The sequence below is a fragment of the Bacillus sp. Brlt_9 genome, assembly GCF_051948935.1.
In the GTDB taxonomy this organism is placed as follows: Bacteria; Bacillota; Bacilli; order Bacillales; family Bacillaceae_G; genus Bacillus_A.
In genome coordinates this window covers 1-20023 of sequence record NZ_JAYJLO010000002.1, presented here as the reverse complement: position 1 = coordinate 20023, position 20023 = coordinate 1, and the positions used below count along the sequence as shown (strand labels likewise).

The 20023-nt window shown below is 37.2% G+C and carries 14 protein-coding genes, 8 tRNA genes and 1 pseudogene; 5 read left to right on the top strand and 18 right to left on the bottom strand.

The genetic code is table 11. The features are described 5' to 3' along the window. Positions 1-16: 16 nt before the first annotated feature. A complete protein-coding gene (cspD, locus tag VF726_RS06255) occupies positions 17-217 on the bottom strand; it encodes a cold-shock protein CspD (RefSeq protein ID WP_001193054.1) in 201 nt (66 codons plus the stop codon). A 391-nt stretch (positions 218-608) separates the two neighbouring features. Between cspD and VF726_RS06250 the strand changes: the two genes are divergently transcribed. From VF726_RS06250 to VF726_RS06240, 3 genes are all read left to right on the top strand, one after another. After that, on the top strand, positions 609-1391 hold the full coding sequence (locus VF726_RS06250) for a TIGR00266 family protein (protein ID WP_440166750.1): 783 nt from the start codon (positions 609-611) through the stop codon (positions 1389-1391). Positions 1392-1553: 162 nt separating this feature from the next. Beyond that, on the top strand, positions 1554-2276 hold the full coding sequence (locus VF726_RS06245) for a lipase family protein (RefSeq protein ID WP_001260120.1): 723 nt from the start codon (positions 1554-1556) through the stop codon (positions 2274-2276). A gap of 76 nt (positions 2277-2352) precedes the next feature. Continuing rightward, positions 2353-2487: a hypothetical protein gene (locus VF726_RS06240; RefSeq protein WP_000911070.1), complete on the top strand. Its 135-nt coding sequence runs from the start codon at positions 2353-2355 to the stop codon at positions 2485-2487. A 29-nt stretch (positions 2488-2516) separates the two neighbouring features. On the opposite strand, the pseudogene VF726_RS06235 reads toward VF726_RS06240, so the two are convergent. The 6 genes and pseudogenes from VF726_RS06235 to glgB all read right to left on the bottom strand — a co-directional run. Further along, positions 2517-2636, bottom strand: a pseudogene (locus VF726_RS06235) (GNAT family N-acetyltransferase); the annotation flags it as partial. Further along, entirely contained in the window at positions 2637-5045 is a 2409-nt protein-coding gene (gene glgP / locus VF726_RS06230; RefSeq protein WP_440166748.1) for a glycogen phosphorylase, read from the bottom strand. 18 nt (positions 5046-5063) lie between these two features. Then, a complete protein-coding gene (glgA, locus tag VF726_RS06225; RefSeq protein ID WP_440166746.1) occupies positions 5064-6494 on the bottom strand; it encodes a glycogen synthase GlgA in 1431 nt (476 codons plus the stop codon). A 112-nt stretch (positions 6495-6606) separates the two neighbouring features. Further along, a complete protein-coding gene (gene glgD / locus VF726_RS06220) occupies positions 6607-7641 on the bottom strand; it encodes a glucose-1-phosphate adenylyltransferase subunit GlgD (protein ID WP_440166744.1) in 1035 nt (344 codons plus the stop codon). 18 nt (positions 7642-7659) lie between these two features. Continuing rightward, positions 7660-8790, bottom strand: a complete 1131-nt coding sequence (gene glgC / locus VF726_RS06215) for a glucose-1-phosphate adenylyltransferase (protein WP_144612093.1) — start codon at positions 8788-8790, stop codon at positions 7660-7662. Continuing rightward, on the bottom strand, positions 8738-10675 hold the full coding sequence (glgB, locus tag VF726_RS06210; RefSeq protein WP_440166742.1) for a 1,4-alpha-glucan branching protein GlgB: 1938 nt from the start codon (positions 10673-10675) through the stop codon (positions 8738-8740). The genes glgC and glgB overlap by 53 nt, the downstream gene beginning before the upstream one ends. Before the next feature lie 471 nt (positions 10676-11146). Between glgB and VF726_RS06205 the strand changes: the two genes are divergently transcribed. After that, the gene (locus tag VF726_RS06205; RefSeq protein WP_440166740.1) at positions 11147-11752 is read left to right on the top strand and encodes a TasA family protein; all 606 of its coding nucleotides are present in this window, start codon (positions 11147-11149) and stop codon (positions 11750-11752) included. Between the two features lie 184 nt (positions 11753-11936). Next, on the top strand, positions 11937-16160 hold the full coding sequence (locus VF726_RS06200; RefSeq protein WP_440166738.1) for a S8 family serine peptidase: 4224 nt from the start codon (positions 11937-11939) through the stop codon (positions 16158-16160). A gap of 171 nt (positions 16161-16331) precedes the next feature. Here VF726_RS06200 and VF726_RS06195 read toward each other — a convergent pair whose 3' ends face one another. The 11 genes from VF726_RS06195 to VF726_RS06145 all read right to left on the bottom strand — a co-directional run bounded on the left by VF726_RS06195 (position 16332) and on the right by VF726_RS06145 (position 20015). Beyond that, entirely contained in the window at positions 16332-17276 is a 945-nt protein-coding gene (locus VF726_RS06195; RefSeq protein WP_000715331.1) for an L-lactate dehydrogenase, read from the bottom strand. A 463-nt stretch (positions 17277-17739) separates the two neighbouring features. Then, a complete protein-coding gene (locus tag VF726_RS06190; RefSeq protein ID WP_440166735.1) occupies positions 17740-18720 on the bottom strand; it encodes an anti sigma factor C-terminal domain-containing protein in 981 nt (326 codons plus the stop codon). Further along, positions 18707-19201: an RNA polymerase sigma factor gene (locus tag VF726_RS06185; protein ID WP_000455504.1), complete on the bottom strand. Its 495-nt coding sequence runs from the start codon at positions 19199-19201 to the stop codon at positions 18707-18709. The genes VF726_RS06190 and VF726_RS06185 overlap by 14 nt, the downstream gene beginning before the upstream one ends. 135 nt (positions 19202-19336) lie before the next feature. Next, positions 19337-19408: transfer RNA gene (locus tag VF726_RS06180), tRNA-Glu, on the bottom strand. A gap of 6 nt (positions 19409-19414) precedes the next feature. Beyond that, positions 19415-19505: transfer RNA gene (locus tag VF726_RS06175), tRNA-Ser, on the bottom strand. A gap of 6 nt (positions 19506-19511) precedes the next feature. Continuing rightward, positions 19512-19586, bottom strand: a tRNA-Asn gene (locus VF726_RS06170). A gap of 7 nt (positions 19587-19593) precedes the next feature. Beyond that, positions 19594-19670: transfer RNA gene (locus VF726_RS06165), tRNA-Ile, on the bottom strand. A 9-nt stretch (positions 19671-19679) separates the two neighbouring features. Then, a tRNA-Gly gene (locus VF726_RS06160) sits at positions 19680-19750 on the bottom strand. Between the two features lie 13 nt (positions 19751-19763). Next, positions 19764-19839: transfer RNA gene (locus tag VF726_RS06155), tRNA-Lys, on the bottom strand. 10 nt (positions 19840-19849) lie between these two features. Continuing rightward, positions 19850-19925: transfer RNA gene (locus tag VF726_RS06150), tRNA-Thr, on the bottom strand. Between the two features lie 14 nt (positions 19926-19939). Further along, positions 19940-20015, bottom strand: a tRNA-Phe gene (locus tag VF726_RS06145). Between the last annotated feature and the right edge of the window lie 8 nt (positions 20016-20023).

Genomic DNA, 20023 nt, shown 5'->3' with positions numbered 1-20023 from the left:
TTTTATCGCTAGCTAATTAGTTTTTTGTAACGTTAGCAGCTTGTGGTCCACGGTTACCTTCAACGATTTCGAAAGAAACTTCTTGACCTTCTTCTAAAGTTTTGAATCCGTCACCTTGGATAGCTGAGAAGTGAACGAATACATCGTCTCCACCTTCAACTTCGATGAAACCGAAACCTTTTTCGCTGTTAAACCATTTAACTTTACCTGTTTGCATGTCATGTACCTCCTAAATAAAAATGAAACTATGAATCCACATGAAAAGGTGGATATAAAGGACATGAATGTATAACAAGCTTACAGCCTTTAATTCAACGTGCTTTATTTCCGTACCACATTATGTAGCTCAATAGTGATTTCACTATATCACGCTATATCAAAAACGTCAAATGAGAACACTTTCATTCCACCATTTTTTTATAATTTTAATATAACGTTGAATTTCCATATTCATATATTATCCCGCCATTTGCGGACAGCTTGATTGGTGGGAGCTGATAATCCGTTTTGGTTGATTCCACTTTATTTGAAAATTAACAAAACTAAAGTATTCTAATCCTATTAAATTCTGTACAATATAAGTATCTATTACATACGAGGTGAAAAAAATGAGAGCACACGAAATTGAGTATAAGTTATATGGCGATGATATGCAGTTTGTTGAAATTGAGTTAGATCCAGAAGAAAGCGTAATCGCAGAAGCTGGCGCAATGATGATGATGGAAGATTACATTGAAATGGAAACGATTTTCGGTGATGGTTCTGGCCCATCTAGTGGTCTATTCGGTAAATTAATGGGCGCTGGTAAGCGTCTCGTTACAGGTGAAAGCATGTTTATGACTGTATTTACAAATACAGGTCATGGCAAGCGCCACGTATCATTTGCTGCCCCTTATCCGGGTAAAATTATTCCTGTAGATTTAACAGAATATCAAGGGAAAGTAGTTTGTCAAAAAGACGCGTTTCTTTGTGCAGCAAAAGGCGTTTCTATCGGAATCGAGTTTACGAAAAAAATCGGAACTGGTTTCTTCGGCGGTGAAGGTTTCATCATGCAGAAACTCGAAGGTGATGGACTTGCTTTCATGCATGCAGGCGGAACTGTATATAAGCGTGAATTAAAACCTGGCGAAAAACTTCGCATTGATACTGGTTGTCTCGTTGCTATGACAAAAGACATTAACTACGATGTCGAGTTCGTTGGAAAGGTAAAAACAGCTCTATTTGGCGGCGAAGGTTTATTCTTCGCAACGTTAGAAGGTCCTGGAACAGTTTGGATTCAGTCCTTAACACTTAGCCGCTTAGCAGCACGTCTGACAAGCCCAGCGGCACAAAGCAGTGGTGAAGGCAGCGTTTTAGGCGGACTTGGTCGTTTATTAGATGGAAAAGAGTAAAAGGTGCCCTTATGGGGCGCCTTTTATTTTAGCAAACTATATTTTTACTTTTTTAGCACGTAACTGAATGTGTACGCCTCATTTTCAAAACCCTCTAAAAGAATGAATCAAGTCCCTCACTGCATATATTGAACTATACCTTTTCTTAAGGAGGCTCCCTTAATGCGTACTCCTTTATCCTTTGATAAAGATACTGCCATACTGTTAGCTTCTTGTTGTGAGTTAACATATGAACAATATAAACAAAATGGGATTTTTGAAATACCAGATGGTTTTCAATATGTACAAGGCTTTCAAGGAAAAACTATTCAAACGACAGAATGGTTCGGATTCATACTAGAATCTGAGGATACCATTATTGTAGCTTTTCGTGGGACACAAACAGATACAGATTGGATTATCGATTCACTCGTTAACCAAAAACCATACCCATATGCTTTAAATAGTGGAAATGTCCATAACGGCTTTCTTTCCATTTATGAATCTTGCCGAGATTCTATTATGGATATGCTCGTATCATTACCAGCCCATAAGAAACTTCTTGCAACAGGTCATAGTTTAGGTGGCGCGCTCGCTACACTACATATACTAGATGCGCGTATCAACACCGCCTTCGCACAGTACGGTCTCTATACATTCGCCTCTCCAAAAGTGGGCGATATTGCATTTCGTAATTATTATAAACTGCAAGTAGCTAGTAGCTTTCGCTTTGTTAATTTATTTGATGTCGTTCCTCTTCTCCCTCCCCGCAACGTCCATTTTAATGAACAAGACTGGGAATATGCACACGTTCATCACAACATGACTTTTACAAAAAACACAAAATCTATTGCAAATAATCATGCCATGACAACATACAAAACATGTCTGACTTCTCATTTTTAACCAGTAAACAATTGGAAATTAAATATCCTTATACTATAATAATATATGAATTTACTTTTGGATGAGGGGACCTTACATGCTAAAATTTATCTTTGCACTTTTTCTCATTGTAATTTTTACGTTTACAGGTTTCTTTACATTTTCATACTTTGCGACAGGAGAATATGATGGAACAGGTATCATATATACTGCTATTCCATTTCTTTCTTAAGCAAAAAAAGAAAACCGAGCTTAATTTCATTAAGCTCGGTTTTTTAAGCAATTATATTCCCCTTTTAAAAGTGAATACACTTTAGCATCCCTATACGTATTATTCATTTTTACACTTTGTCTCAATGTGCCTTCAAAAGGGACTTTCACTTAATATTGTGTAACCGCATTACCAATACCCCAAATCTCATTACTATACTGTAAAATCGTTCGATCGCTCGCAAAATGACCAGATTGTGCAATATTTAAAATCGACATTTCTAGCCACTTCGTTCGGTTTTCATAAGCTCTACCAACAGCTTCTTGCCTTTCCGCATATGGACCAAAATCTCGCAGAACGAAGTATTCATCATTTTGGATTACGAGAGAATCATAAATCGCTTCAAATTCAGCTCCTGACTGTGCAAAGAAACCATTCGTTAACTGATCTACTACTTTTTTAATGTGCCCATTGTGGTGATAATAATCACTTGCACGATATCCACCATTTTGATAGTAATGAAGCACCTCATCGGCTGTTAAACCGAAGATGAAACAGTTATCATCACCGACTCTGTCTTTTATTTCAATATTAGCTCCGTCTAACGTGCCGAGTGTAATCGCACCATTCATCATAAATTTCATATTACCTGTTCCGGATGCTTCTTTACTCGCAGTTGAAATTTGTTCACTTACATCGGCCGCAGGGAATATATCTTCCGCTACAGACACTCGATAGTTTTCTAGAAAGATAACTTTCATATATTGGCTTACGTACGGATCATTATTCACTTTTCTTGCGAGTTCATTAATTAATTTAATAATTTTTTTCGCATAATAATAGCCAGGTGATGCTTTCGCTCCAAAGATAAAAGTACGCGGATAAAATGTAAAACTAGCATCCTCTTTCAAACGATTATACAAATATAAAATATGAAGAACGTTTAATAATTGTCGTTTGTATGCATGCAGTCTTTTTACTTGCACATCAAAAATAGAATTAGGATCGATTGTAATCCCCATTTTATTATGAATACGCTCCGCTAAAATCTCTTTACGCTCTTGTTTTACCTCTGCAAACTTCTCTTGGAAACTCGCATCGTATTGAACTAATTGTAGCTCTTGAAGCTTAATCGGTTCTTTCTTCCACTCTGTTCCGATCGCCTCCGAAATAAGGTTTGTCAGTTGTGGATTCGCCTTCATTAACCAGCGCCTATGAGCAATTCCATTCGTTTTATTATTAAACTTCTCTGGATAAAACTCATAAAACAATCGCATTTCACGTTGCTTTAAAATTTCCGTATGAATTTTTGCAACACCATTTACACTATGGCTACCGACAATTGCTAAATGAGCCATTTTCACAAGATCATGCGCAATAATCGCCATCTCTTCAATACGATGCCATTCATACGGATAACGTTCCCAAAGTTCATGACAGAAACGTTCATTAATCTCTTCAATAATCATATAAATTCTCGGTAATAACGGTTTAAAAATGTGAATTGGCCACTTCTCAAGTGCTTCTGATAACGTCGTATGATTCGTATAAGAAATCGTTTGTGTCGTTATGTGCCAAGCTTCTTCCCATGCTAGTTTTTCTTCATCTAATAAAATACGCATCAGTTCTGGAATCGCCAAAACTGGATGTGTATCATTAATATGAATCGCAATTTTCTCATGTAATTGACGAAGGTCACCATATCTTTCTCTATGCATACGAACGATATTTTGCAAACTTGCTGATACGAGGAAATACTGTTGTTTCAAACGAAGTATTTTCCCCTCATCATGCGTATCATCTGGATATAAAAACTCCGATACCGCCTCTGTTTCACGCTTATATTTCAAAATATCTTTGCAATTTTGCGGGAAAGGAACTGGTTCCGCATTCCAAAGTCTAAGTGTATTTACAGTACTCGTCTCATAACCTACTACTGGAACATCATATGGTACTGCCATAATCACTTCTGCATTCGTATGCCTGAACTCTAAACGTCCATCAATGTAAAGCGGTTCAACATTGCCGAAATAGCTTACTTCTACAGCTTGATCATGCCTTCTTACTTCCCATACGTTTTCATGAAGAAGCCACTGTTCTGGAAATTCAACTTGATAACCATCAACAATTTTTTGATCAAATAAGCCGTGTTTGTAACGAATTCCACACCCATGACCTGGTAAATTTAACGATGCAAGTGAATCAAGGAAACAGGCCGCTAATCGTCCAAGTCCACCATTTCCAAGACCTGCATCTGCTTCCACCTCTTCTAATTCTTGCAACGAAATCCCAAGCTCAGAAAGTCCTTGCTCACATACATCCCTGATGCCTAAATTTAATATGTTACTTCCAAGCAAACGCCCAAGTAAAAACTCAATGGATAAGTAATACATTTGCTTTCGCTCTCCAGACCGATAGCTTTCATTCGTTGCAATCCATTGACTATTCATATACTCACGTACCATGTACCCAAGCGTATTGTATTGATCACGAGTTGTAGAGTCTTTGAAACTTTTACCATACATCGTCTCTAACTTTTCTAGAAAAGCTGATTTGAAACTTTCAACATGAGTAAACATTTCTTCACCACCTACATGTTATTCCATGAGACTTTTATACAATTTCTTATAAGCAAGAGCTGACTTCTCCCAGCTATAATCTTCCGTCATCGCTTGCTTTACAAGCTGCTCCCATACCGATTTATCATGATAAAATTCAATTGCACGGCGAACCGTGTGCAACATGTCATGTGCATTAAAGTTCGTGAAACTGAAACCATTTCCTTCTCCAGTTTCTTCGTCATAAGATTGTACCGTATCATTTAATCCGCCTGTCTCTCTTACAATTGGAATCGTACCGTACGCTAATGCGATAAGTTGTCCAAGTCCACACGGTTCAAATAGTGATGGCATTAAGAATAAGTCACTTCCCGCATACACTTGGTGAGCTAATTCTTCATTAAAGCCGATATATACTTTTACCTTCTCAGGATACTCGTATGCCATCCACTCAAAGAATTGCTCATATTCCGAATCACCTGATCCTAAAATAATACATTGTACATCTTCCTCCATTATTTCTCGGAATACAGTACGTACTAAATCAAGACCTTTCTGCTTCGTTAATCTCGTTACCATTGAAATAATTGGTGTATCTTCTTTTTCTGGCAAACCAAAATAACGCTGCAACGCGCGTTTATTTTCATTCTTTTCATATAATGAATCTGCATCGTACTGAGCAGTAATATACGAATCCGTTTCTGGATTATATACGCTCGTATCAATTCCATTTACAATACCGCTTAGCTTATCATTATATTTTCGCAGTAATCCATCTAACTTCTCACCGAAAAACTCATATTGGATTTCCTCTTTGTATGTCGGGCTAACCGCTGTAATTTGATCAGAAGCGATAATCCCACCCTTCATAAAGTTCACATTTCCATAAAACTCTAACTGTTCACTATGAAAATATTCATCACCAAGTTCTAACAAGTCGTACATCACTTCAGGAGGAAATACACCTTGGAACTGCAAGTTATGAATCGTATATACTGTTTTAATATGCTCATATAATGGGTTATCTTGATACTTTTCACGCAGTAAGAAATTCACCATAGCTGTATGCCAATCGTGGCTATGAAGAACATCCACTTCAAAATCAAGATGCGGGATACACTCTAATACGGCTTTCGAGAAATAAGAAAAACGCTCTCCGTCATCATAATGCCCATACAGAGAATCCCTCTTAAAATAATATTCATTATCTATTAAGTAATACGTAATCCCGTCTTGCTCACCTTTTAAAATTCCGCAATATTGATTCCTCCAGCCAAGCGGGACGTTAATTACTTTATGTAACGTACATCCATCCCTTAATTTTTGCGGAATAAGACTATAATTCGGGAGTATAATACGAACTTCCACACCTAATTTTTTTAGCTCTTTTGGGAGCGCACCTGCTACATCAGCTAATCCTCCCGATTTAACGAATGGTACACATTCTGATACTGCAAATAAAATATTCACTTGTTGTCCCACTGCACGAAAAGCTTATACTACTTCCCTTGCAGCTTCCTCCCTTCGAGTTTTCATTTGAATTAAAACTTTAATCAGTGGAGGAAAAACCCCCACTGATTTCTTAAGAATAACTATTAATCGTACTGTTTTGAACGCTTCCTTTTTCAATAACGTATGGCTCATCGGCGTTTCCTTTTAGCACAACACCATCACCAATTTTCACATCTTTATCAATAATAACACCGTCTATTATACAGTTATCTCCAATTTGGCTCTTTTGCATAATAATGCTATTACGAACAATTGAACCTTTCCCAATTTTAACAGAACGGGAAACAACACTATTTTCTACTTCACCTTCGATAATACTGCCGTTTGCAATCATTGTATTTTTCACAGCTGCACCCTTTAAGTAGCGAGTTGGTGGTTCATCTTTTACTTTCGTAAAGATCGGTGCTTCTTTCTTAAATAATTGCTTCCAAATAGCAGGCTGCAAAATTTCTAAGCTATGTTTATAGTAACTTTCAATCGAATCAATAATAGCTACATATCCTGTATGCTCATACGTGGCAATATGCAGTGATTTTCCACGCTTTTCTCTCACTACATCGAATAAGCTATATTGCTCCACATCTTTATATGACTCGAATAAATCTAACAGTAATTGTTTCTTTAACACGTATGTTTGAAGCGAAACCCCTTCATGGCAAACTTCAGTAATATCAGCTGCCGTATGTATATGTCGCTCTAACACCGCCTGGAAATTTAATGCTGTTACGAGATGGCTATTCGTAATAACAACGTATTCTTCTCTAGCTCTTAGAAAATAATCAATATGTCTTCTAAAATGCGCAAAAGATCCAAATTCATCTTGGTCACATTGGCAATTTGGTGGGAATAAAAACAGTCCGTCTCTTTTTCTATCTAAATCCCACTGTTTTCCTGAACCAACATGGTCCATTAACGAACGGTTTTTATGACTTGTAAAAACCGCTACACTATGAATATTAGAATTCACCATATTTGAAAGCATGAAATCAATGAGTCGATAACGGCCCCCAAACGGTAACGCCGCTAGTGAACGATGCCCTGTTACTTTCTGTAAGGAAGGAAAACTTCCCGTTGCATTAATAATTCCTAACATTTTTTCTCCCATTCATTTCATCCCCCTTTTCTATTTTCCTTCAGCAATTAATACTACATCGTCGACATTTTTTTCTGGACGAATAATTGTTCCATCTTCAATAACCATTTCCGATCCAACAATCGCTCTCTCAATTACAACATTTTTACCAATCTTCGCTCCTGGCATAACGACAGAATCAATAACCATACTACCTTCTTCCACCGTCACCCCTTGGAATAATACAGAATGCTTCACGTCCCCTTCAATGACGCATCCTTCATTAATAAGCGATTCTTCTACCTTTGCCTTTTCTGCAATATATTGAGGTGGCTCATTTGGATTCACAGAATAAATACGCCAATTACGATCGTTTAAATTCAGTGATGTTTCATCACGTAGTAAATCCATATTCGCTTCCCATAAGCTCTTCACCGTTCCAACATCTTTCCAATACCCTTCAAACGGATACGCCATTAACTTCTTCCCTTCATCTAATAAAAGCGGAAGTACGTCTTTTCCGAAATCATTACTAGATTCAGGGTTTCTTGCATCCATTTCTAAATACTCTTTCAAAATGGCCCAGTTAAAAATGTAAATTCCCATTGAGGCAAGATTACTTCTTGGAAATTGCGGTTTCTCCTCAAATTCAACAATCTCCATCTCTTCGTTCGTATTCATAATACCGAAACGGCTCGCTTCATCCCAAGGTACTTCAATAACTGAAATCGAAACGTCCGATTCTTTCTCAATATGGTAATCTAGCATTTTACTGTAATCCATTTTATAAATATGGTCGCCTGATAAAATCAGAACGTACTCTGGTTCATACTGACTTAAATAGTTTAAGTTTTGATAAATGGCACTTGCCGTACCTGTGTACCACTTCACACCTGAAGACTCCGCATAAGGAGGTAATACTGTGACTCCACCGCTTACTCGGTCTAAATCCCACGCATTGCCAATCCCGATATAATTATGAAGTTCAAGTGGTTGATATTGCGTCAAAATCCCAACTGTTTCAATACCAGAATTCGCACAGTTACTTAGCGTAAAATCAATAATGCGATATTTACCACCAAATGGAACAGCTGGCTTTGCTAAATTTTTTGTTAATGCACTTAATCGACTACCTTTTCCCCCTGCTAGTAACATTGCTACGCACTTTTGTTTTTGAGCCATCTTGTTTTTTGCTCCCCTTTCTCGTCTTCACTGGTCGTAATATGGATACGCCAAATGGTGGAATTGTAATTTCTACATGTGCTACTTGATTATGATACGGTTCTTGAATCGCCTTAAGACGTTTCTTATTTACTTGCCCCGATCCGCCATATTGCTCAGCATCACTATTTAAAATCTCGTTATAATACTCGAAATCTGGTACACCTACTTTATAGTTTTCATATGTAGCTTTCGTAAAATTACATACGACAACTAACGCATCTTCTTGTTTATCCCCTTGGCGAATAAACGAGAAAATACTTTGCTCATGATTATTAGCATCTATCCACTGAAATCCTTCAGGCGAATGATCAAGCTGCCAAAGCGGTTTGGAGCGCTTATACAATGCTATGAGCTCTTTAAAGTAATCATGCATATAACGATGCATTTCAAAATCATGTAAATTCCAATCTAAATCTTCAAGGTCTTTCCACTCATCAAACTGCCCAAATTCTCCTCCCATGAAAAGTAATTTCTTTCCTGGGTGAGTAAAGAAATATCCATATAATAAACGAAGTTGAGCAAACTTATCCCAGTACTCTCCTGGCATTTTATTTAATAACGACTTTTTCCCATGAACGACTTCATCATGAGAAAGTGGTAATATGAAATTTTCAGAGTAAGCATATACTAAGGAAAACGTCATTTTCTCATGAATATACTTCCTGTACTCAGGCGCACACTCCATATATTTCAGCACATCATTCATCCAGCCCATATTCCATTTGTAATTGAATCCAAGCCCACCTTCATACGTTGGGGCTGTTACAAGTGGCCAAGCTGTTGAATCTTCTGCTGTCATAAGAAAATCTTCATCTTCTGCGAACACCGCTTCATTTAACTCTCGTAAAAATGAAACAGCGTGCTCATTACTTTGCTCCTGTCCTTCTTTATTCCAGTACAGCATGTTTGCAACTGCATCCACTCTGAAACCATCAATGTGGAAATATCTCATCCAAAACAACGCATTTGAAATTAAGAAATTACGCACTTCCCTCTTTCCTAAATCAAAATTGACAGTTCCCCATACCGGATTTTCTTGCACATCTTTATCTTTATATTCATAAGTCGGTGTCCCATCAAACAAATATAAACCGTGAGCATCTTTACAAAAATGCCCCGGCACCCAATCTAAAATGACACCGATTCCATATTTATGACATTCATCGACAAAATGCATCAAATCATGTGGCGTGCCGAATCTACTCGTTGCTGCATAATATCCCGTCCCTTGGTATCCCCAAGAACGATCATATGGATGCTCAACAAGCGGCATGATTTCAATATGTGTAAATTGATGTTCTACCACATAAGGAATGAGTGCTTCTGCCATTTCCCTGTAAGAATATAGTGTTCCATCTTCTTTCTTCTTCCAAGAACCGAAATGTAATTCATAAACTGTCATCGCTTCTTTATAAACCGATTTTTTCTTTTTCTTACGACTCCAGTTTTTATCATTCCATTCGTATCCCTTTATATCAAAAACTACAGATGCCGTATTCGGTCTTACTTCTGCATACACAGCATACGGATCTGCCTTAAAAATGACGTCACCAGCCATCGTTTCAATCGCATATTTATATATTTCCCTTTCTTCAATATGCGGTATAAACAAGGACCAGATTCCTTCTTCTGTCACTTGTAGCATCTTATGTTGCCCATAATCCCATTCATTAAAATCTCCAACAACACTCATTGCTTTCGCATGAGGAGCCCATACTGTAAATCGTACACCTCGCATCTCATCTTCCGTCACAACATGTGCACCAAAGATGTTATAACTGTCATAGTACTTTTCTGTATGAAACTCATCTCGTTTCACTTCTTCACAATTTATTACACTCAATATGCTCACCTCACTAAGATGACAGAATTTTTTATACTTTACCAATTCTGCGAAAAACTGAAATATCCTTGTTATTTTTAAAAAAATATTCGTTTTTTTCTTTAATTTCGCTTAAAATATTCAAATTTACTGTGTAAAATATCGAATTTTGACGAATATTCATTGCAAACGCTTCATTTTTTACTGGTCTTTCATCCTAATATTTATTTCTCAACCCTGATTTTATTAGGTTTATCCCATTTTACACGTTATGTATCACTTAAAATCGTAACAAAATAATCTGTCATAAAAAAATGTTTCTCAACATTTTTCGTCACAATTGTATTGAAATGGAAAATTCATAAGCATATACTTGTTCTCAATAAAGAACGTCGAACCTTCGCAAATATAATTCATACTGAACTACTCTGTTTACCCTATCTATACTCCATGCGAAAGTTCGATAAAAATTTTTAACTAGGGGGCTTTCTTATGTCATTAAAACAAAAGGTTGGAATGGGAGTTGTCACAGCTTCACTTGGCTTATCCCTTACATTCGGCGGTGTATTCGCCTATTTCAGTGATTCCGAAACATCTAGTAACTCATTTCAAGCTGGTACACTAGATCTTTCTCTTAACCCGAGTGTAATTGCTAATGTGAAAGATTTAAAACCAGGTGATTACATCGAAAGAAATTTCAAGCTCGAAAATAAAGGAACATTAGATATTGCAAAAGTAGCACTTGAAACATCCTATGAAGTTACAGATGCAAAGCAGAATAATGATGGTGAAGATTTAGGCGATCACATCGTCGTCCAGTTTCTAGTAAATGATGGACAGCCATCTAATCCAAACGATGATCATGAAATTTTGTGGGAAACGAAACTATCAGAATTAAAAACTATGAAACCTGAAGATGTCGCTACTTCTCTAGAACGTCATAATTTAATAGACGGTATTAAATCTGGTGAAACAGATTATTTACATGTACTCTTCTCCTTTGAAGACAACGAACAAGATCAAAATAAATTCCAGGGTGATTCCTTACAGCTAAACTGGACATTCCACGCAGAGCAAACACCAGGCGTGGAGAAATAAAGTGAAACTTTAATCAGTGGGGGTTTTCTTCATCCCCCACTGATTATTAGTTGAACCAATCGGACTTTTATGGGCAGTTGATCCCTCACCTAACTTCTTTGCTTCCGCTGAATTTTGAGGTGGGGGTCTTACTGCCCATTAAAGCGGGATAATTTTTAAAATATAAATTATCGGAGGCCTATATATGAAAAAGAAAAATCGTTTTGTTACCGGAATTGTAACGGCTGGCGTTCTATTTTCAACTGCCCTTCCGTTCAACGTACTTGCTGAAAACCCTATTAACCAAATTGAATCTTCAAACGCCCAGTCTTTACTATCAAAACTTTCTAAAGAACAGCGTCAGGCATTACAAACGTTAGATGCAAATCCTGGTTTTACTATTTCACCAGATATTAATACGAGTAGTGCCGAACCAGTAAATATCATTGTAGAATTTCAAACTGCTCCAGTAAAGATTAATGAATTAAAACAAAAAGAAAAAGGATTACAAGCTGCTCCTGAAAATATAAAAGCACGTATTGATCAAGAACATGAGGAATTTCAAAAAGGACTAAAACGTCTGTATCAATTCAGCCCATCAGTAAAGTCAGGGAATTTCCAGTCTGTACAAATTAAACGTTCTTATAAACATGCGATAAATGGAGTTGCGCTAACATTACCTGCAAATACAGTTGAAGAATTGTTACGAATTGGCGTTGTAAAACGTATTTGGAAAGATTACGAAGTGAAATTAAATTTACCAAAACAAGCTGAGCAGAATGCACCTCAAAAACTAACAGATAGCATTCCGCAAATTGGAGTAGATAAGTTACATAGCGAGGGCATTACCGGAAAAGGAATTAAAGTTGGGGTATTAGATACAGGTATTGATTACAACCATCCTGACTTAAAAGACGTGTATAAAGGCTATCGTGCAAAAGCAGGTGAAGATTCTAGTAAGGTAGACCCAAATTCCGTAAAGGGTTGGGACTTTATTAATAACGATGCAGATCCGATGGAAACAACTTATACAGAGTGGCAACAATCTGGCGCTCCTGAATTTGATGATCGCGGTTCTTCTTTCTACACTGCGCATGGTACCCACGTAGCAGGTATCGTTTCTGCTCAAAAGAAAAACAAATCAGATTCAGCAGTAAAAGGTGTTGCACCTGACATTGAACTATATAACTATCGTGTACTCGGTCCTTATGGAAGCGGAGATAGTTCTGGTATTATCGCTGCAATCGATAAATCTATTTCTGACGGTATGAACGTCATTAACTTATCGTTAGGTGATGATAGTAACAATCCGCTTGATCCAACGTCTATTGCTGTTAATAACGCGATGCTTTCGGGCGTTGTTACAGTCGTTGCTGCCGGGAACTCTGGTCCAAATCCAGCGACACTCGGATCACCAGGTGCTTCTCCATTTGCGATTACGGTCGGGGCAAGTGACAGTTCTATTTCCTTACCAAAACTATCAGGTCGTGCTGGACAGGTACAATTCCCTAACTTAATTTTATTTGGCAAAAACTTCACTGATAAAATAGAAGATTTCAAAGGACAATCTTTACCTATTGAATCTGTAGGAATCGGTACGCCTGACGAATTTAGTAAAAAAGATGTAAAAGGAAAAATCGCTCTCGTTGCACGTGGTACACTCTCATTTGATGAAAAAATTGCTAATGCAAAACAAGCTGGTGCAAAAGCCGTTATTATTTATAACAATGTGGACGGAGAAATTCCTTTCTACGTTGGCGAAAGTACAAAATACATTCCCGCATTCCGCCTAACGAAAGAAGACGGTGAAAAACTAAAAGCTCAAATCGAACAAGGTAATACATCCTTTAGCTTTGACGAACTTAGTTATATTCAAACAGAAGGCGATCATCTTGCAGACTTTAGCTCACGCGGCCCTGTTACATCAAATGATGATATTAAACCTGATATTACAGCGCCTGGTGTTGCGGTACTTTCAACAGTACCTGAATATATTAACGATCCGCAAGAAGGTGAAAACTACGATGTTTCCTATGAACGTATGCAAGGAACATCCATGGCTTCTCCACATATCGCTGGCGTTGCTGCTCTTATTTTACAAGAACACCCAGAATACTCTCCATTTGATGTAAAAACGTCTCTTATGAACACGGCTGACGATTTAAAAGAAAAGTATTCCGTATATGAAGTGGGAGCTGGACGAGTAGATGCTTATAACTCTGTTCACACAGAAACAAGCTTTAAAGTGTTAGATACGACAAAAACAATTGTGAACGATGAAGTAATTGAAGTACCAGAAGAAACTGGCTCTATTGCATTCGGTAAATACTATCAAAAAGACGGGGAATCAATTGAGCAAAAACGAAAAATTAAAATTGAAAATCGTAATAAACAAGAGAAGAAAGAATTTAAAACAGAAATTACTTACACACCAGCATCTTCTGCTATTAACGATGCTACAGCAAACGGTGTAAAAGTTTCTGCTCCAGAAACAATTACTCTTGATGCTGGAATGTCAGATGAAATTGAAGCAAAAATTAATGTTCCAGCCGGTGTAAAACAAGGCCGATATGAAGGATATATCCATATTACGAACACGAAAAATAAAGAAGAAACATATCAAATTCCGTTCTCTATTCGCGTATCAGAGCCTGGTATTGAAAATGCGATATTATCCAGAAAAGCAATTTCAACTGATACATCTAAATTTAATCCATACGGTGAATCATACGTTCACGGAGCATTCCAATTAAATAGCGAACTTGAAACATTAGATCTTATCGTGAAAGACTCAAAAACAAATAAAGCGCTCGGCTTCATCGGAACATTAAACACAAGCGGACTAAAAACGGATGTGTATTACTACTTAGATTCATTCTTTAACGGAAAAGTATATCCTTTTACAAATGATCCTGCAAAACCAATCGGTGATGAGAAAATCAACTTACCAGAAGGAGACTACACAATTGAGTTTGTCGGCTATGATAAAGCTGGAAAAGCACGTGTGAAAGGTGATTATGTCGTAATCGATAATACACCACCAGAAGTGAAATTAACTGGATTACAACCTGGTATTTATGAATTAAATGAAGAGGATTATACAGTAGAAGATGGTAAAAAGGCATTATGGATTAAAGGTAATGTGTACGATTCAAACGTTGACTACTTAAAAGGAAAAGGGTTAAACATTACGCAAGAAGCGAACGGAGTTATGTACTACGACTATTCCCCATACTTGCATAAGTTTTTACCTATTAATGCAAATGGTGACTTTAAAGTTGGCATTACTCCTGAATCCTTTAAAGTGGAAGGTCCAATGAATACAGGGGTATATATTTTCGATTATGCCACTGCAGGTCCTGATTATCCAAGCGGTGTAAATAACTATTGGTTTATCCCGCAAGGAGCTCAATATGCGAAAACTAGTTATGATAAAAAAGAAGTATACAAAAATGATGAACTTACTGTAACACTAAACGCGAAACACGTAAAACAGTTTGTTTCTGGGGAATTTAACGTGAAATTCCAAGAGAAAAACTTCAAATTTGCAAATGCGAAATTCAATCCTGCTTTTGAAAAACTCCTTTCTGAAAAAGGTGTAACCGCAAAAGTAAATGAACCGAAACTAGAAGAAGGTTCTGTTACAGTTGGCGGAGCTATTGATGACAAAAACTTTGCTGGATTAGATGGTGATTTCCCGTTCATTGATGTAACTTTCAAAGTAGCAAATGATGAATTTTATAAAGCAAGTGCTCAATTAGATTTACCAGTGTTCGCTTACTGGAAGCAAGGTGAATCAGAGCCAAATAGAATGCGTGTACTTCAAGATCAATCATTCTCAGTGATGTCATTAAACTCACTCGTAGAGGGTAATATTAAACCTGGTGCCTTCTTAAATGAACGTGGCTATTTAGATGAGAAATTCGATTATACAAAGCTTGGCGTAAAAGTATATGCGACTGATTCTTACCGTCATAAGTTTGAAGGCTCACTTGATAAATACGGTTACTTCAAGCTGAATGGACTCCCTGTTAATAAACGCGACTATAACTTATATGTAGAAGTACCAGGGCACTTAACAAGCCGCCTAACTACGAAACTAGGTACTGAAAAAGATGGTAAACTGCTCGGCCAATATTATTATGCACGCCCTGACGAAAACCTTGCCGGTGATGTAAATGGTGATAAAGTAATTGACATTAAAGATGCTGAAATTATCGCTAGCAACTACGGTAAAAAAGGACTCGCTGTAAAAGACGGTGACCTTAACAAAGACGGTATTGTCGACGAAAAAGATATTCGCTTCGTTGAAAAGAACTTCTTGAAGAAAGGTCCTGATGCATCTAAATCACAAACACCGGTTGAAAAATCAAAAAGCGGTACACTGGCAGATATTTTAAAGAAATTAGGATTAACGCCTAAAAAATAATCATAAAGAGCACTCTATATAAAATAGAGTGCTCTTTTCTATAAACGACCCTGATCCAGCAAAAGGGGTATATTGGGGATATACAAGGGAAACCGGAAAAGGAATTTATATTAAATTATATGAATTCAGAGGTAGGAAGCAGTTTCCCGCCTCTGAATGATTTAGCCATTATTATAGTACTGGTGCCATTGTTTCTTTTAATACTTTTACAGAATGAGCGAATTTCGCTTTTTCTTCTTCATTTAACTCAAGTTCTACGATTTCACGTACACCTTGGCGGTTAATAACAGCTGGAACACCTACGTAAGCATCTTTCTCACCATATTGACCTTCAAGGTATGCAGATACAGTTAATACGCTGTTCTCGTTGCTTAAGATTGCTTTAGTTACACGAAGTAGTGACATACCGATTCCGTAGTAAGTTGCACCTTTACGTTCGATGATATGATAAGCTGCATCGCGTACATTTTCGAAGATTTTATCTAAGTCTTCTTGTTTGTACTGCTCGTTGTTAGCTAAAATTGTTTCAAGTTTTTGTACACCTACAGTAGCGTGGCTCCATACTGGAAGTTCAGTGTCACCGTGTTCACCAACGATGTAAGCATGAACGTTACGTGGATCTACATCTAAGTAGTCACCTAACATGTAACGGAAACGAGCAGAGTCTAAAGTAGTACCAGAACCGATTACGCGCTCTTTTGGTAAACCAGATTCTTTCCAAGTTACGTAAGTTAGAATATCAACCGGGTTTGTTGCGATTAAGAAGATTCCATCGAATCCGCTATCCATAATACCGCGAACGATTTGTTTAAAGATCTTTGTATTTTTCTCAACTAAATCTAAACGAGTTTCACCTGGCTTTTGTGGTAATCCAGCAGTGATAACAACTAAATCTGCATCTTTACAATCTGCATAGCTACCGCTCCAAACTTTTGTTGCTGCTGGAGAGAATGGTACCGCATGACTTAAGTCCATTGCTTCTCCTTCTGCTTTTGCTTCATTAACATCTACTAGTACGAATTCTTCAGCTACACCTTGGTTGATCATTGAGTAAGCGTAACTACAACCTACAGCTCCTGTTCCTACTAATACTACACGATTGATACCTTTTTTCATGTTAATTTCCCCTCTCTATTGTTCACATATATTTTTTTATGATTGTTTAAGTAATTAATTAAAATACTAATTTAATGTTGTTTAACTTCTTTACATTCATATTGTAGCACGTATTATTGTGAATTACTTCACAAATTATGACCTAATTGTGAACTTTTTCACATAGAGTGTAAAGTTATTGGAATAGGTGTGAAATCCATTTCAATGGAGGCGTTTTCTTTAGATTGTGAACGGGATTTTCTTATGTTTCTGTCGGTAAGTGAAATTATATCGGCGATTTTTAGAATATATCGACTGTAACTCCAAATATATCAGCGATTATTGAAATTTATCGACCGTAACTCAAATTATATCGGCGATTTTTGCAATATATCGACTAACCGACAAAACCCGACAATAATGACAACATAAAAAAGCTGTCTCCGGTAGATCACCTCTACTTAGAGACAGCTTCTTCTATATATTATTTGTTTTCCGCGGTAGCTCCTAACACAGCAGCCTTTACGTAATTTTGACCATTTAACTTCTGTAAATCCGCAGCGGTTCCTGTTACAACTACTCCAATAACTTTTACATCTTCCTCGCTTGGCTTTGTTTTCTTCCCTCTTAGGTAATCATATATACGTTTATATTCCTCATAATACTTTCCCTTTTGCTCAATGCCATTTTGAATTGCTAAAAGAAAATCTTTTTCTGTTCCATTTCCAAATTCAATATCACCTTGTTTTGCTTTAAAGCCGTACACATTATAAGCACTTTCGGTCATATCATCAATAGAATATGATTTTTTATCATCATACGTATCTACCCAATACCAAACAGGATGAATCCCTTCTGGTAGTATCTTTTTTATTTCAGACACCTTATGTGGTTTATCAAAAGATATAGCCAATTCAGCTACTTTATTTTCACCCTTCACTTTCTCTATATCATTTATATAACTATTATATGAAGCAAATGGAAGATAAAACTGCATCTCTCTTTCCATCGTTTGATTATTATACAATTCACTTGTTTTATTAATACGTTCATTTCCCACTACAACATTATCTGCTATTGTTAATGGGTTTACATTCGATAATCGGTGGAATGTATTCCAAACTTTATACTCATACACTTCATCTTCCCACTTAACAGGTTTCCCCTCAATAACTTTATACGTTTTATACTCTACTGTGCTTTTAAATAAACCGTTTGAAGTAATTGCTACGCCTCTTTCCGTATTAGGCCTTGTAATGTGTCTTATCATATTTACGTCACGATCCATAGCTAGATAAGCTCTATTATTCAATTGTGAAATTCCTATAATAGAACCGAAGAATAAAACAATAAAAAGTGCAATTGAAATTACGATTATTTTTAATAATTGTCTTCGCTTCGCCTTCTTCAACATTGTTGATACTTTACTTGAATCTATATCAAAATCAAACTCATCTCTGCCCATCTTCAAACCTCCTATAAAGCTTTTTAAACTCATTGCGAGCTCTGTACAAAGAAACACGTACGGTCTCTTCTTTCATCTCTAGTACGGTTGCTATCTCCTTATAAGAAAGTTCATAATCATACTTTAATAAGAGAATGTGTTTATATACCGGATTCATCTTTCCAAGTATATTTTGTATTTCTACTTGAAGTTCTTTTCTTAACAGTGGCTCATCTAATCCTTTCGTTCCAATAAGTTGAACGGATTCAATCGGGATTTGTTCAATACGATTTCGCCTTTTCACTAGATCACGATGCCTATTAATCGCAACTTGAAATAACCATGTTTTAATATAAGTAATTTTCATATTCGGTATAGATACTAATGCTTTATGTATCGTATCTTGAACGATATCCTCTGCTTCTGCTGGTGTTACTCCAATTTTAAGCAAATATCTATAAATACTTTTAGATGTTCCTATAATAACCTTTTCATATTCCATCGCTCTCTCCTTTCTATTAGTTAGACGATTCAAATAGAAAAAAGTATACAAGAAACCCATAAAAAAAGCAGACTATCTAAAGTCCGCTTTTACACAACAAAAAAGAGATAGCAGATTATGCTATCTCTTTTAGTATGACCCGTACGGGATTCGAACCCGTGTTACCGCCGTGAAAGGGCGGTGTCTTAACCACTTGACCAACGGGCCAGTTACTGGCAGAGAAGAAGGGATTCGAACCCTCGCACCGCGTTAGCGATCTACTCCCTTAGCAGGGGAGCCCCTTGAGCCACTTGGGTACTTCTCTATAATATGGCTCCGCAGGTAGGACTCGAACCTACGACCGATCGGTTAACAGCCGATAGCTCTACCACTGAGCTACTGCGGAACAATTATGGTGGGCCTAAATGGACTCGAACCATCGACCTCACGCTTATCAGGCGTGCGCTCTAACCAGCTGAGCTATAGGCCCATAATTGAAAGCGGGTGAAGAGAATCGAACTCTCGACCAGAGCTTGGAAGGCTCTTGTTTTACCACTAAACTACACCCGCATTAAATTGTAAATGGTGAGCCATGAAGGACTCGAACCTTCGACCCTCTGATTAAAAGTCAGATGCTCTACCAACTGAGCTAATGGCTCATTTTGAAAGTGGTGCCGACTAGAGGACTTGAACCCCCAACCTACTGATTACAAGTCAGTTGCTCTACCAATTGAGCTAAGTCGGCTCGTGATTTCAAAATGGTGGCTCGGGACGGAATCGAACCGCCGACACGAGGATTTTCAGTCCTCTGCTCTACCGACTGAGCTACCGAGCCTTTATGTA